11 protein-coding genes are annotated in these 15307 nt (G+C 59.7%); 7 read left to right on the top strand and 4 right to left on the bottom strand.

Annotated features, from left to right (window positions below):
- Positions 1-282 precede the first annotated feature (282 nt).
- Complete coding sequence (locus E8K88_RS14360) at positions 283-549, bottom strand: hypothetical protein (RefSeq protein WP_136407369.1); 267 nt, start codon at positions 547-549, stop codon at positions 283-285.
- Between the two features lie 36 nt (positions 550-585).
- On the bottom strand, positions 586-2055 hold the full coding sequence (gene guaB, locus E8K88_RS14355; RefSeq protein ID WP_136407368.1) for an IMP dehydrogenase: 1470 nt from the start codon (positions 2053-2055) through the stop codon (positions 586-588).
- Positions 2056-2529: 474 nt separating this feature from the next.
- On the opposite strand from guaB, the gene E8K88_RS14350 reads away from it, so the two are divergent.
- From E8K88_RS14350 to minE, 7 genes are all read left to right on the top strand, one after another.
- On the top strand, positions 2530-3078 hold the full coding sequence (locus E8K88_RS14350) for a DUF4124 domain-containing protein (RefSeq protein ID WP_240754546.1): 549 nt from the start codon (positions 2530-2532) through the stop codon (positions 3076-3078).
- A 165-nt stretch (positions 3079-3243) separates the two neighbouring features.
- Positions 3244-7374 carry a UvrD-helicase domain-containing protein gene (locus E8K88_RS14345; RefSeq protein ID WP_168797341.1) on the top strand — a complete coding sequence of 1377 codons (4131 nt, stop codon included), beginning with the start codon at positions 3244-3246 and terminating at the stop codon, positions 7372-7374.
- Positions 7375-7394: 20 nt separating this feature from the next.
- A complete protein-coding gene (gene recD, locus E8K88_RS14340; RefSeq protein WP_136407366.1) occupies positions 7395-9653 on the top strand; it encodes an exodeoxyribonuclease V subunit alpha in 2259 nt (752 codons plus the stop codon).
- Between the two features lie 101 nt (positions 9654-9754).
- Positions 9755-10582 (top strand): orotidine-5'-phosphate decarboxylase, encoded by an 828-nt coding sequence (gene pyrF, locus E8K88_RS14335; protein ID WP_136407365.1) that lies wholly within the window; start codon positions 9755-9757, stop codon positions 10580-10582.
- A gap of 120 nt (positions 10583-10702) precedes the next feature.
- On the top strand, positions 10703-11467 hold the full coding sequence (gene minC / locus E8K88_RS14330; RefSeq protein WP_136407364.1) for a septum site-determining protein MinC: 765 nt from the start codon (positions 10703-10705) through the stop codon (positions 11465-11467).
- A 249-nt stretch (positions 11468-11716) separates the two neighbouring features.
- Entirely contained in the window at positions 11717-12532 is an 816-nt protein-coding gene (gene minD / locus E8K88_RS14325; protein ID WP_136407363.1) for a septum site-determining protein MinD, read from the top strand.
- 5 nt (positions 12533-12537) lie between these two features.
- On the top strand, positions 12538-12813 hold the full coding sequence (gene minE, locus E8K88_RS14320; RefSeq protein WP_136407362.1) for a cell division topological specificity factor MinE: 276 nt from the start codon (positions 12538-12540) through the stop codon (positions 12811-12813).
- Positions 12814-13297: 484 nt separating this feature from the next.
- Here minE and E8K88_RS14315 read toward each other — a convergent pair whose 3' ends face one another.
- Both E8K88_RS14315 and E8K88_RS14310 read right to left on the bottom strand, forming a co-directional pair.
- A complete protein-coding gene (locus E8K88_RS14315; protein ID WP_136407361.1) occupies positions 13298-13945 on the bottom strand; it encodes an NADPH-dependent FMN reductase in 648 nt (215 codons plus the stop codon).
- A 77-nt stretch (positions 13946-14022) separates the two neighbouring features.
- Positions 14023-15189, bottom strand: a complete 1167-nt coding sequence (locus E8K88_RS14310) for an LLM class flavin-dependent oxidoreductase (RefSeq protein ID WP_136407360.1) — start codon at positions 15187-15189, stop codon at positions 14023-14025.
- Between the last annotated feature and the right edge of the window lie 118 nt (positions 15190-15307).

Below are 15307 nucleotides of genomic sequence, written 5' to 3'. Positions count from 1 at the left end.
GGAGGCTTCTTGGGCTGCTTAAGCAAGCACAGCGCTGAGGGAAGCTCTGCAAAACGCCCTGTTGTGGTCTGAGCGCGGTATCAGGCGATCCGCAGTGTTATCTTTTTCGTCCATCGCGATGGCCTTCTAAAGACGCCTTGCGGCTCATTTTGATACTGCACTCATCTCTGCAACGAGGGTTCTACACAGCCTCCCTAATAAGCGCTGTGGGGTAATCAGGTGTGGCAGTCGTGCAAATGGTTTGGACTGAGCGAGGTGGGTATGCAGGCAGTCAAAATGGCCTCAGTCCCACTCAGACTCTTCTTCAAAACCATTTTTTTGTTTCCAGCGACGGTGCTTTTGCACTTGCCACATGCCAAACGCAAACACGACGATGGCCAGCATCTGGCAAACCTGCCAGGTCACTGCTGGCCAGTGGGGGGCATTGAGCTCCGTCAGTTGAAAGGCATACATCAATGCGGCAAACGACACAAGCACCAAAGCCACTGCCACAGCCAAAGAGGCAATGGCCAGTTTGCGGTGAATGGAGGTAATGGTCGTGCTGCTCATGCGTTGGATTGATGTAGTGCCTGTTCGAGTTGCTATTTAGCTGGCGCGGTAGTTCGGTGCTTCTTTGGTGATTTGCACGTCATGCACATGGCTTTCGCGGAAACCAGCCGAGGTGATTTGCACAAATTCTGATTTCTCGCGCATTTCATCAATGCTGGCGCAGCCGCAGTACCCCATGGAAGCGCGCAGGCCACCAGCCATTTGGTAGATGATCGAGACCAAAGAGCCTTTGTATGGCACGCGGCCTTCAATGCCTTCGGGCACCAGTTTGTCTGCATTGGCATTGCCAGTGCTGGACTCTTGGAAGTAACGGTCGGCACTGCCTTGTTGCATGGCGCCAATCGAGCCCATGCCGCGGTAGCTCTTGTAGCTGCGGCCTTGGAACAGAACGATCTCGCCCGGTGCTTCTTCAGTGCCTGCAAAAATACTGCCCATCATCACGCTGTTGGCGCCTGCTGCGATGGCTTTGGCCACATCGCCGCTGTAACGCAGACCGCCGTCACCAATCAATGGCACGCCAGTGCCCAGCAAGGCTTGGGCGACATTGTCAATCGCGGTGATTTGCGGCACGCCCACACCAGCAACGACGCGGGTGGTACAGATCGAGCCAGGGCCGATGCCGACTTTGACGGCATCAGCGCCAGCTTCTACCAAGGCCAAAGCCGCCGCTGCAGTGGCAATATTGCCACCTACCACGTCGACATTCGGATAGTTTTTCTTGACCCAGCGCACGCGGTCAATCACACCTTTGCTATGGCCGTGGGCGGTATCCACAATGATCGCGTCCACACCGGCTTTCACCAGGGCTTCAACGCGCTCTTCAGTGCCAGCGCCCACGCCTACAGCGGCACCTACGCGCAACTGGCCGTCGGCATCGCGCGCGGCGTTCGGGAAGGTGGTTTGTTTGGTGATGTCTTTGACGGTGATCAGGCCGCGAATCTCGAACGCGTCGTTGACTACGATCAGGCGCTCAATCTTGTGCTTGTTCAGCAGCGTTTTGGCTTCTTGCAGCGACGTGCCCTCAGGCACGGTAATCAAACGCTCTTTAGGCGTCATGATTTCGCGCACAGGCAGATCGAAACGGTTTTCAAAGCGCAGGTCACGGCTGGTGACAAGGCCGACTACTTTGCGGCCTTCAACCACTGGGAAGCCGGAAATGCCTTGCTCCTCAGCCAAGTCAATCACATGGCGCACGGTGTGGTCAGGGGAGATCACAACGGGATCGCGCACCACGCCAGATTCATGGCGTTTGACTTTGAGCACATGCGCGGCCTGCTCTTGAGCAGTCATGTTCTTGTGCACAATGCCCATGCCGCCTTCTTGCGCGATGGCAATGGCCAAGCGCGCTTCTGTCACCGTATCCATGGCCGCAGAGACCAGGGGCAGATTCAGGCGAATATTGCGAGAGAATTGGGTCGCCAAAGAAGTGTCTTTGGGAAGGATTTCTGAGTACGCAGGGACGAGCAGAACGTCGTCAAACGTGAGCGCTTTGCCAAGAAGACGCATGGGGTTTTCTCCAAAAGACGGATTGTAGCCGCTCTGTTAAGAGCTTGCATTTCAAATTGTTTTTGCCACTCTAGAATGCCAGAGTAAAGCGGCGCCATATTGTTTTTTTTGAGCAGTGGCTTTAGACCACAATAGATAGGCGGTAAAGCCAGCTGTTTAGCTGGCGTAACGCCGATTTTATGGGGCTGGCGTCAAATGGGAAAATGGGGTTTGGCCCTTGTTTGCCCGAGTGTCTCTTTTTTGTCTATTTGTAGGCTATGTGCGGCCTTTAGGCATACAAAATGCCAGGCAAGCAGGCATCACGGCGATGGCCGCTTGTGATTGGCATCTTGGTGTTGGCGCTGTGGTTCAAGGCAGGGTGGGCGCGTGTTTGGCAGAAGCGGCCGGGCAATCGCTGCATGCAAATTGTCTGTGCTCAGGGCTTGGCGGGTGGGACAATAGCCCCCAATGTATCTCCATGCGATGGGTTTCTATATGCTAAAGAATGGTTTTCGGGGTGTGGCTGCCGGTGTGGCGCTGATGCTGGTCGCTGGTGCTGCGTTAGCGCAGTGGCAGTGGGTCGATGAGAGCGGCAAAAAAGTCTACAGCGATCGGCCGCCACCGATCACGGTGCCCGAGCGCAATATCCTCAAAATGCCACGTGGTGCTTCTATGCCCCATGCGGGCGCACATGCCAACCGCTCTGCAGCAGTGGCAAGCGGTGAGGCCGATGCCGACGAGCAACCTGCAAACCAGGACGACCAGGATCTGAAAGCCAGAGCCGAAGCCATTCAAAAGCAGCAAGAAGCCCAGGCACAGAGCCAAAGCGCTGAAATTGCCCAAAAAAATGCTGAAATTGACAAGGCCAATGCCGCAACCCGCAAAAGCAATTGCGAGCGTGCACGCGGTAGATTGGCACAGTTGGAGCCCGGTAAGCGTGTGATGACGACTGATGCTGATGGTAACGTGGGCTTTATGAATGAGGCGACTCGCGCGGCTGAGCGTCAGTCAGTACAAGAAACCATTCGCGCCAATTGCAATTGATTGGGGGCAGATGGCGGGCGCTGCGAATGAGGATGGTGCGAGTGTATGTGGGGGCTTGGCTATCCAGCGAGCCCATGCCACAGTCCATGCAGCTGCTGGCAAAGCGCCGCTGTCAATAGCCTGCAGATGTGAGCCGCTTATCGTTGATTTTTTGAATGCTTGCCTTTGTCAAACCACGCTTTTTCTCCCTTGGCTGACACGCCCCCTTTGGCGCTGCGCTTGCCGCTGTACGGCAGCCGCCTGATAGAGGCCAGTGCCGGCACTGGCAAAACCTGGACGATTGCCGCGCTGTATCTGCGCTTGGTGCTGGGGCACGGCGCGGCGCCTGCTTTGGGGGCAGATTTGTTGGCCAGCGCGTCTTCGCGTGAGCCCTTGGTGCCTTCACAAATTTTGGTGATGACCTTCACCCGGGCAGCCACGCAAGAGCTCAATGCCCGTATTCGCGAGCGTTTGAGCGAGGCCGCGCGTTTTTTTCGCGGCGAGAGCGACGACTCTGAGGCCGATGCCTTGCTGCACAGCTTGCGCAGTGACTACGCCCCAGGCCCGCTGCGGGAGTTGGCCGCCTGGCGATTGGCCAACGCAGCCGACACCATGGACGAGGCAGCGATCTACACCATTGATGCCTGGTGCAACAAGGTACTGCAAAGCTATGCCAGTCTGACTGGGGCGTTGCAAGGCGATGAATTAGGCGGCGATACGCAAACCCTGTGGCAATGGGCGGCGTTGGATTTTTGGCGCAACCAGGTCTACCCGCTGCCGCTAGCGCAGCTGCAGCAGGTCTTGCAGCTGTGGCCTGATGCCCAGCGGTGGCTGGATCACAGCCATGAATGGCAAAACAGCCAGGCACCTGCATTGCCAGGCGATGCGCAGACCAGCGACGCCCACGCAGGGCCAGCCAGCGCAGCCGATGAAGCCAACGAGCACCTCGACCTGCAAGCCTGGCTGCACGTGCAATTGGCCCAGCAGCAAGCCGCACTGGCCAGCTTGACGCAGGATCTGGTGCCGCAACTGGCCGCTTTTGAACAGTGGCTGGATGGGCAAACCGATAAAGACGGCGATACCGGTAAGTATTGGAGCGGTGTCAAGCTCAAACCCCAGTCTTACCGCCAGTGGCTGGCAGCGATTGCGCGCTGGGCCCAGCAGCCTGGCGCGACAATCGACGGCGTGCAAGACAAGCAATTGTGGCGCTTGACACCCGAAGGCTTGCTCGATGCCCGCACCAGCAAAGCACCACCGCTCGATTGTGCGCAGCTGCCCGCGGCTTCGGCGCGGCTGGAACAACTGCAGCAAGCCTTGGCAGCCCTGCCTTCGATCAAGCAGGGCATTGTCAGCATGGCTGTGCGCTACACGCAGCAGCGCTGGCAGCAACTGAAGTCCCAGCATGGCGCGATGGACTTTGCCGACTTGCTGTTGCGCGTGCAGCAGGCGCTGGCCAGCGAGCAAGGCGCGACGCTGCGCCAGCGTTTGCTGTGCGAATACCCGGTGGCGATGATTGACGAATTCCAAGACACCTCGCCCGGTCAATACCATGTGTTCCATGACCTGTACCGACCGCAGGACAACGACCCGGCCCATGCCTTATTGCTGATTGGCGATCCCAAACAATCGATTTATGGCTTTCGCGGCGCCGATATATACAGCTATTTGGCGGCTAAAAACGAGACCGTGGGCCGGCATTACGCGCTGGACACCAACTTCCGCTCCACGCAAGCCGTTGTCGATGCGGTCAACTACGTGTTTGAACAAGCCGAAGCACGTGCTGGGGCTGGCGCTTTTTTCTTTCGACAAGCGCCAGCAGCTGCGCAGCCGCAAGACGCGGCCAGCGCCCTGGCGGCCAACCCGCTGCCTTTCATACCCGTCAAAGCCAATGGCCTGCGTGCTTTTTTGGCCAATGCCCAGGGCCAGCGGGTGCCGGCGCTGAGCCTGTGCACACAGCAGCAGGCCCAGTCCAGCGAAGAGGGCAATGACTGGCTGGCCCAGCATTGCGCCGCGCAAATTGTCTCCTGGCTGCAAACCGATACGCTGTATTTTCAGCGTGGCCAAGACGCGGCCCATGCAGCCGACCGCACACCGCTGCAACCCGGTGACATTGCGATTTTGGTCCACCGCCGGCGCGATGCCCAGCGCATGCAGCAGGCCTTGCGCCAGCGGGGTTTGAGTTCGGTCTACTTGTCTGACCGCGAATCGGTTTACGCCAGTGCCCAGGCGCGCGACTTGGTCGTCTGGCTGCAGGCGGTCGCACAACCCACCGATGTGGCGCTGGCCCGCGCCGCCTTGGCGACGCCGCTGATGGCGCTGACACCAGAGCGCCTGCTGCACATGGCCGACCATGAAGAGGCGCTGGATGACTGGCTGCAGCGCCTGCAGCAGTGGCAGCAAGTCTGGCTCAAGCAAGGCGTGTTGCCGATGCTGCGCCAGCTGATCCACCAATGCGGGCTGGCCAGCCAATGGTTGGCCGCCGAAGACGGCTTGGGTGAGCGCCAGCTCACCAATGTGCTGCACATCGCCGAGCTGCTGCAACACGCCAGCAAAGCCCATGAGGGCGAGCAAAGCCTGATTCGCTTTCTGGTGCAGCAAATCCATTTGAGCGAGCAGGGCGCTGGCGGCATGGAGGCTGAAGAGCAAACCGTGCGCCTTGAAAGCGATGCCCAGCTGATTCAGATCGTCACCATCCACAAAAGCAAGGGCCTCGAATACCCAGTAGTGATGCTGCCGTTTGGCTCGTACATGAAGCCGGTCAAGAGCGGCGGTGCCGACTGGGGCGCAGGCGAGGCCAGCGGGGGAGAGGCGGACGGCAGCGATGGCCGCGATGGCCGCAGTACCGCCAGCAGTGACGACGAACGCCTGCGTGAAGACCTGCGTTTGCTGTACGTTGCGCTCACGCGTGCCAAGCATGCGCTGTGGGTGGGCTTTGCGATCAACCGCCGCATGAACAGCAAAAAAGGCAGCGACTTGCACCGCTCGGCCTTGGGCTATTTGCTGTGTGGCCAAGCTGAGCAGGCTGTGGACGACGCGGCTTGGTGGCCCTTGGTGCAAGCCTGGCAGGCCAACTGCCCAGACATTCATGCCCGCTTGCTGCCGCCCGCACCGCAAACACAGGCCGAAATCGGCGCTGAGCTGCAGCAGAAATACCAACCACCGGCGATGCAAGCCGATTGGCGCGCTGCCCAGCCCTACCCCTCGGGTATTGACCAGCAGTTTGCGATTGCCAGCTTCAGTATGCTGGCGCGTGGCGCCTCAGACACCAAACCCTTGGCCGCGCGGGCCTTGCAGCAGCAAGCCATGGCCTTGGCTGGCCAGGCGGTCTTGACCGAGCAGGCGCAAGCCTTGTCCAGCGCACTGGCGCAAGACGCCCATGGCGAGGACACGCCGGTGGCCAGTGGCGCCGCGTTTTTGTGGCAGCCAGCCGCACGGCTGGCTGATGACGAGCAGACCGATTCCGTGCTGCCCACCAGCCAGGGCAGCGGCACACACGCGACCTTGTCAGCGCTGGCCGCGCCACCGGTCGCAGCAGGCTGGCATAGCCTGGCTGGCAGCTCGCGCTTGGGCGACTGGATGCACCAGGCGCTGGAATGGCTACAGCAAGAAGGCTTTCCACCATCTCCCAATGAGGCGCTGTGGCAGCGCTTGCAGCGCCGCGCCCAGCAAGCCGGTTTTGATGCGCAGTGGCCCCAATTGCAGCCCTGGCTGGCCGGCATTTTGAATACCGACTTGCCGCTGCAGGCCTTGGTCGGGCAGGGCGGCAGCGCGCACGCGCCTGTGCCTTTAGAGACCAGACGCTTGGCCGAGATGGACCAAACGCTGGCCGAGTTGGAGTTTTGGATGCCGGTCCAGCAGGCCCAGGCCCAGCAACTCGATGCCTTGTGCCGTGCCTACTGCTGGCCGGGGCTGGCGCGGCCGGTGCTGACGCGCCGCCAGTGGCATGGCATGGTGATGGGTTTTGCTGACGTGGTTGTGCACTCGCAAGGCCGCTACTGGGTGGTCGACTACAAAACCAACCGCCTGGGCGACAGCGCAGCGGCCTATACGCCAGAGGCGATGCGCGACGCCGTGCTGCACCACCGCTATGACCTGCAAGCGATGCTGTATTTGCTGGCCTTGCACCGGCTACTGCACAACCGCTTGCCCAATTACCAGCCTGAGCAGCATTTGGGCGGTGCCATGTACTGGTTTGTGCGCGGCATTGACCACGCCAGCGCAGGCTGTATCCACTTTGACACGCCGGTGGCGATGCTGCTGGCCATGGATGCTGCGTTGCGCGGTGAGGCGCCGCAGCCCTTTGCTGCCACTGAGTAGGAGTAACGCGTTTGAGCCTGATGAATCCCGCCACTGTGCATGCGCTGCCACAAGACGCCGCGCGCAGTGGTGTGCCACATACGATTGAGCGGCTATGGCAATGGGCCGATGCCGGCTGGCTCAGGCGCATGGATGCGGCGTTCGCCCAGTGGGTGGCCGCCGCCGATCCGCACTGCCATGCGAGCCTGCCGCTGGTGGTGGCCATTCTGAGCGCGCTCGAAGGCCGTGGCCACAGCTGTGTGGCCTTGCCAGGGCTGCAGGCGCAGTTGGCGGCGTTGCTCGACTGGCCAATTGACCAGCAGGCCCAGGCCGCGCTGGCTTGGCTCAAGCTGCAATTGCCGGTGCATGCAGATGGCTGGCAAGCTGTGCTGCGCAGTCCTGTGATTGAAACCGCTACAGCCGCACCACCACCAGCTGGCCATGTCGACGTGGCCGCTGCGCCGATGGTGCTGGTCAGCAGCGCTGTACACGGGCCTGCCAGACTGTATTTGCGCCGTTATTACCAGTTTGAACAAAGCACGGCGCAAGGCTTGCTGGGGCGCGTGCATGGCGCTGCACTGCAAGCCCCAGCTACCACGGCTTGCTTGCCACTGCCCGCAGCAGATGGCGCGCCGGAGGTCGACACAGCGCGCATCGCGCAGATTCTGGCGCAGTTGTTCCCCGTCGATGCGGCCAGTGCAGATCAAGCAGCCGCAGCCCCGAATTGGCAAAAAATCGCTTGCGCATTGGCCTTGCGCCAGCGCCTGGGCGTGATCACCGGTGGCCCTGGCACTGGCAAAACGTATACGGCAGCACGCCTGATGGCGGCGGCGCTGGCATTGGCGGGCCATCGGGCTGATCTGCGCATCCGGCTGGCCGCTCCGACCGGCAAAGCTGCAGCCCGCTTGAGTGAATCTTTGCAACTGGCGTTGCAAGAGTTGCCAGCGGCCATTCTGGCCGACCAGGCTTTGCACCAGGCCTTGCTGCGCATTCCAGCGGCCCGCACCCTGCATTCGCTGCTGGGCGCAAGTCCTGGCACACGGGCTTTGCGCCACAATGCAGCCAATCCTTTGGCGCTTGACTGGCTGATTGTTGATGAGGCCTCGATGGTCGATTTGGAGATGATGGCCAATCTCTTGCAGGCGCTGCCACCGCACGCCCATTTGGTCCTGCTGGGCGATAAGGACCAGCTCGATTCGGTGGAGGCTGGCGCGGTACTGGGCGATGTCTGTGAAGGCGCTCAGCAAGGCCATTACAGTGCAGCCACGATGGATTATCTAGAGCGCAGCTGCGGCGAACGCCTGCCATCTGAGTATGGCTACCAGGGCGCTGGAGCAGCGCAGGCCGCACCGGCCCTATCGCAAGCGATTGCGATGCTGCGCGTCAGTCGGCGCTTTGGTGGCATGATTGGCCAGCTGGCACTTGCCGTGCAAACCAACGACGCACAGCGCATGGGCGCATTGATGGCGCAATTGCAGCAGCAAAGCAGCGCGCAGCGTGCGGTGTTTTGGAAAGAACCCGCCACCGCCCAAGACGCGCAGGCCCTGGCCTGGGGGGCTGATGGCCCGCACGCCGCCAGCGGCTATGCCGAGCTGGCGCGGCATTTACAAGCGATGCCCGCTTGGCCTGCCGCCTACCAACGACCAAGCACTTCCGCGCCAGACATAGAGCCTGCTTGGCAAGCGCGTCACGCCCACTGGGTGCAGCAATTGCTCGATGCGTTAGCGCATTTCCGCATCTTGTGCGCCACCCGCCAAGGCCCTTGGGGCGTTGAAGGGATGAACGACTTGGTGATCCAGTCGCTGCGCGAATACGGGTTGCCGGTGAAAAGCCAGGGATGGTTTGCAGGGCGCGTGGTGATGGTCACCCGCAACGATGCCGCCTTGGGCATTTTCAATGGCGATGTGGGCATTGCACTGCCAGCTGCGCACAACCGCCAGCAACTGCGTGTGTATTTTCCGCAGGCCAGCACGGCCCAGCCAGCGCCGGGCGCAGCCGCTGCAGAGGCTGAGCAGACGATGCGTTCGATCGCCGTGAGTCGGCTGCAACATGCACAAACTGCATTCGCGATGACGGTGCACAAAAGCCAAGGCTCGGAATTCGCCCATGTGATGCTGTGTTTGCCCGCGTATGAGAGCCCCTTGCTGACGCGCGAGTTGCTCTACACCGGCCTGACGCGTGCCAAAAAGCACTTCAGTTACGTTTCGCCGCGTGTGGGTGCCTGGCAGCAGGCGATGGGGCAAAGCACTTTGCGCACCAGCGGTTTGGTGGACTTGCTGTACGGCACTGCGCGCAGCTAAAAACACCCTGTATGGTTGGGGAGGGCAGCAGGGCGGTTGAGAAAGGTTTTTGGTTACGCTCTTGTACCGCTTCAGTGCGATTCAATGCCACAATTGCGGCCATGAACTTTGTTGACATGCTCAAAGATGCCGCCACGCGCAACCAGTCGATGCTGTGCGTGGGCCTGGACCCTGAACCTGCGCGCTTTCCTACGCACTGGCAAGGCAATGCCGCGCATATTTACGACTTTTGCGCCGCGATCGTCGATGCCACGGCCGATCTGGTCTGCGCATTCAAGCCGCAAATCGCCTACTTTGCCGCGCACCGCGCCGAAGCCCAACTGGAGCAGCTGATTGCCCATATGCGCCGCGTGGCCCCGCACGTGCCGGTGATTTTGGATGCCAAACGCGGTGACATTGGCTCCACCGCCGAGCAGTACGCCAAGGAAGCGTTTGAGCGCTACGAAGCCGACGCCGTGACCTTGTCGCCCTTCATGGGCTTTGATTCGGTCGCACCTTATCTCAAATACCCAGGCAAAGGGGCGATTTTGCTCTGCCGTACCTCAAACCCCGGTGGCGATGATTTCCAGCCGCAACACTTGGCTGATCTGCCAGGCCAGCCGCGCCTGTATGAGCACCTGGCGCAATTGGCCCAAGGAGCGTGGAATACCAACGGCCAACTGGGCCTGGTGGTCGGTGCGACCTATCCACAAGAAGTGGCGGCTGTGCGCCGCCTCGCTCCCACCGTGCCTTTGTTGATTCCCGGCGTGGGCGCGCAAGGTGGTGATGCCGAGGCGACCGTCAAAGCCGGTTATACCGGCCCTGGCAGCGTCGCCATCAACTCTTCGCGAGCGGTGTTGTATGCCAGCTCTGGCGCTGATTTTGCTGCGGCCGCCCGTGCAGAAGCACTGCGCACCCGTGACTTACTCAACGCAGCGGCAGCTGCTTAAGCATGACTGGGCGTGACTGGGCGTATTGCTGCAGGCGTCTGTGTGAGGCGTGGCCCACATCGTCCCGCACACTGAGACGCTAGCTGCCACGCCTTCTCCATCTTTTTCATTTCCACTCGCATGGCTACTCCATCTACTACTGGTATGACGCAACAAGGCAAAGCGCCTTTCGAACTCAAAAGTGCCAGCTTGCCTGTGGTGGCGCTGCTGCTGAAAAGCACTGATAGCGAGGCGATTGGCAAGGCCTTGCAAGAGCGCTTTGCCGATGAGCCGGATTTTTTTGACAACGACCTGGTGATTTTTGACTTGTCGGCGATTCAAAAAGAGACCCAGTCACTGGACTTTGCTGCCTTGATACGCACGGTGCGTGCGCTCAAAACCATTCCCGTTGCGGTGCGCAATGGCAGTGAGCAGCAACTGGCCGATGCCCGCAAAGCAGGCCTGGCCGAAGCCCCGGATGCCGCACTTGGCCGCGTCGATACTGCGCCCCGCGTCGAGATCCGTGAGGTGATCCGCGAAGTGGAGGTCGTGCGTGAAGTGCCGGCTCCCGAGACTGTCTTGGTCGACAAGCCGCTGCGCTCAGGCCAGCAGGTGTATGCACGCGGTGCAGACCTGATCGTACTGGCGGTCGTGAATTTTGGTGCCGAAGTGATTGCCGATGGCCATGTGCATGTGTATGCGCCGCTGCGTGGGCGCGCGATTGCGGGTGCGCGCGGCAATACCAATGCGCGGATTTTTGCCCAGTGTATGGAAGCGCAACTGGTCTCGATTGCCGGTGTATACCGTACCGCTGAAAATGATTTGCCTGCCGATGTGGCTAGCAAGCCCGCGCATGTGCGCCTCGATGGAGAGCGTTTGGTGATCGAGCCTTTGAACAAAGGCTGAGCGGCGGGCGTACGGTGCTGCAGGCAATCGTGTTTTGGATGGGTTGGTGATGTGTGTGAAGGCGAAAAAGCGGTAATTAAGCGCAGATCACCCGTAGATCAAGGCTGCTAGGCATTGAAACAGCAGGCACTAGTCGGCAGAATGTCAGGTTTATCAAGTTTTTATGCTCTCAAATCGGTGACAAGTCACCACTTGAATGGGCGCTTTGTAGTCAAGAGTGGATTTTCTTTTTCTCACAGGATTAATTGCATGGCCAAAATTATTGTCGTGACCTCCGGTAAAGGTGGGGTCGGAAAAACTACTACAAGTGCCAGCTTTTCGTCGGGCCTGGCATTGCGTGGACACAAGACGGCAGTGATCGATTTTGACGTGGGCCTGCGCAATCTGGACTTGATCATGGGCGCTGAGCGCCGTGTGGTGTACGACTTGATCAATGTGATTCAGGGCGAAGCCAACCTGAACCAGGCACTGATCAAAGACAAACAGCTGGATAACCTGTTCATTCTGGCGGCCTCGCAAACCCGCGACAAGGAAGCACTGACGGAAGAGGGCGTTGAGAAAGTCCTGAATGATCTGGCTGGCATGGGCTTTGAGTACATCATTTGCGACTCGCCTGCCGGTATTGAGAGCGGTGCTTTGCTGGCGATGAAGTTCGCCGACGAGGCGGTGGTGGTGACCAACCCGGAAGTCTCTTCGGTGCGCGACTCGGATCGTATTTTGGGCATGCTGTCGTCCAAAACCAAACGCGCGATCGATGGCAAAGACCCAGTCAAGGAACATTTGCTGATCACACGCTACAACCCGAACCGCGTCGAAGGCGGGCAAATGCTGTCGCTGGAAGATATCCAGGACATTTTGCGCATTGAGCTGGTTGGCGTGATTCCTGAATCGGAAACCGTGCTGCAAGCCTCGAACCAGGGTTTGCCGGCGGTGCACATGAAAGGCTCAGACGTCTCTGAGGCCTATATGGACGTGGTCGACCGTTTCTTGGGTGAGACCAAGCCGCTGCGCTTTATTGATCCTCAAAAGAGCGGCTTCTTCAAACGCATCTTTGGTGGGAGGTAAGTGGTATGTCATTGATTGAGATGCTGTTTGGCAGCAAGAAAAAAACCGCCTCGGTGGCCAAAGAACGTCTGCAAATCATCCTCGCGCATGAACGCAGCGACCGCACGACCAGCAAGCCTGACTTTCTGATCGACTTGCAAAAAGACCTGGTGCAGGTGATCTCCAAGTACATTCAGATTAATCCAGCAGATATCCATGTCAGCCTGGACCGGCAAGAAAACCTGGAAGTGCTGGAAGTCAAGATTGAGATGCCTGAGAATGAGTTGCGGGCCAAGAGCTGAGCCGTTGTTTGCTGTGGATGGTTGGCTTGGATGCTTTGCTGCCCACGGCAGTTGCAGCTGAAAAAATACCAAGTTGTGTGCAGCGCCGTGCGTTTGTTCACGGCACCATCCGCGTGGGCAGGACATCTGCCCACCCTCCGCCATCAAACATGCGAGTCCTGACAAGTGGGGCTTTGCATCCCATCGTTCCGCGAGATGCTGCATTCATAGCGGCGGTAGCCCATCTGCAAGCAGGCAAAAACGTGTCTTTCAAGAGCGTGAACGCGGTCGCTCCAAGTGCCAGGTCTGGCCGTTGCGCCAGGCCATTTGAGGGCTGACAAGACGCCGCTGGTAAGGCATCGGCCCAGCCATATGGCATAAGTTGCAGTCACCACCACCACCACCACCACCACCTTGGAGTCTGTTCAAAGTCTCGACACAGTCGCGCCTTGCACGGTTTCTTTTTGGTGCCTTGCGCGACTGCAAAAAGATCGTAAACAGGCTCTTAGGTCCCTGTCGCTAACTCGCGCGTTGGCAGCGCCGCATCACTGGCCCGTCCCCACTGCGCGATTTGCATGATTTGCTGCACCATGATGCTCAGCTGGTGCTCAATATCCGGGCTTAGCGCGCCAGCCTCGTCAATCAAGGGCTGGGTTGAATTCACGGCCACACCCAGCGGCGTTGGCCAGCCGCGCAAGGCATGCACCACTGAGCGCAATGCCGCCAAGGTGCTGTTGGCGCCTTGCCAGCCTGCTGCCGTCACGATGCAGCCAACGGCGCGGCCATGCAGATACGGCCTGCTGTCACTGCGCAATTCTTCGGTGTAATCCAGGGCGTTTTTAAGAAGGCCAGAAATGCCGCCGTGGTAGCCGGGCGACGCAATGACCATGCCGTCGCAGCGGCGCACTTCGCGGATGAAGTGCTCTGCAACCGGGTGCGGTTGCTGGCGTTCTGGTGCGTACATTGGCAGCTCCAATTCCCCAGCTGGGAACATGGCCGTGGTCGAGCCTCTGGCTTGTAGCAGGCGTTCGCAATGCCGTGCCAAGCGTTCGCTGGTAGAGCTGGCGCGGGTGGTGCCGCCAATAATGACGATATGCGGCACTGCACTGCTATTGGCGCTGATGCTTGAAAAAGAATGGCGTGGTTTAGTCATAGCGGGTCTCATGGGCTGGGGAGTGGCCAAGGTCAGGCGCGCCCCATGCACGGGGGCATGGGGGGCCGCCTTGGCCATTATTTTTTTGCCTGTAACTCGGACGCGTATTTTTGCGTCATGTGGTCTACGGCTTTGAGCTGCGCCGCCGCGTGTGCTTCGCGGCTTTGCCGTGCCCGCTCTGCAGCTTCGAGGGTTTGCGCTGCATGGCCTTGGAAGTGCGGCATCACATCACGCGCCAGTATTTCCAAAGACCGGTAGGTGTCGGCCGAGTTGGCCCAGTTATGCATCATCATCAGCATGGTGCCAAAGCCGCCGGACTGGTCGACCAGGCGCTGGATGTGGGCGCGCGCCTGTTCAGCGGTGCCGATGACGCCGACTTTGGCTTCGGTGACGAAATCAATCATTTTCTCGATGGTGTCGCCACTGACAGCCATTTGCGGGAACGCTGCCACTTCCTGAAAGTATTTGAACCAGAATTCAATGCCATAGCGCACTTGCTCGCGCGCTTGCTTTTCGGTTTCTGCCAGGTGGAACATGCTCACCAGACGCCAGTCACGGCGCTCCACGGTTTTGCCAAAATGGCTGGCGCGCTCCTGCGCCACATTCCAATGGTGGGCCAGGGCATCAAATCCGTCGGCGTTCATCGTCGCACCAATCGAGAGCAGACCCAGACCATAAGTGCCAGCCAAACGTGGGCCAGTGGGGGAGGCCATCGCTGCAACAGCGATCTCCAGCGCATCGGAGTAGGGGCGCAAGTGCAGGCGGGCGTCGATCAGTTTATGGGTTTTGGTTTGCGCATTGACGGTTTCACCGTTGAGCAGGCGCACAATGATTTCCAGGTTCTCGCTCAACAGCTCGCGGGTATCGGTGGGGGTCAGGCCAATCATCGCCGAGTCGGTTGGCAAAGAGCCTGGGCCCACCCCCAGCATGACGCGGCCACGTGTCATGTGGTCCAACTGCACCATGCGCTCAGCGACCCAGAGGGGGTTGTGGTAAGAGATCGATGTGACACCAGTGCCAAAGCGCAGGTGTTTGGTGCGTTCAGCTGCTGCGGCAATGAAAATTTCTGGGCTACTGATCAACTCGGTTCCAGCGCTGTGGTGCTCACCGATCCAGGCCTCGTCGTAGCCAAGACTGTCGAGTTGCTGCATGAGTTGCAAGTCTTGCTCTAGCGCCAGCGTGGGGTTGATGCCAGGCTTGTGCATAGGGGCCACGAATGCGCCGAACTTGATGCGATGAACCATGTTGTCTCCTATTGGGGTTGAAATCAATCAGCACATTGGGTGTGCTGTGCTGCCATGTTGCGTGATGTGGGCGCGCCAAGACCCCCCCATATGCGGGTGGCTAGGGTTATCCATGCCT

The sequence above is a fragment of the Lampropedia aestuarii genome (assembly GCF_004803635.1).
Taxonomy (GTDB): domain Bacteria; phylum Pseudomonadota; class Gammaproteobacteria; order Burkholderiales; family Burkholderiaceae_C; genus Lampropedia; species Lampropedia aestuarii.
The sequence above is the reverse complement of the archived record's forward strand: the minus strand, read 5'-3'. Positions and strand labels throughout refer to the sequence as shown.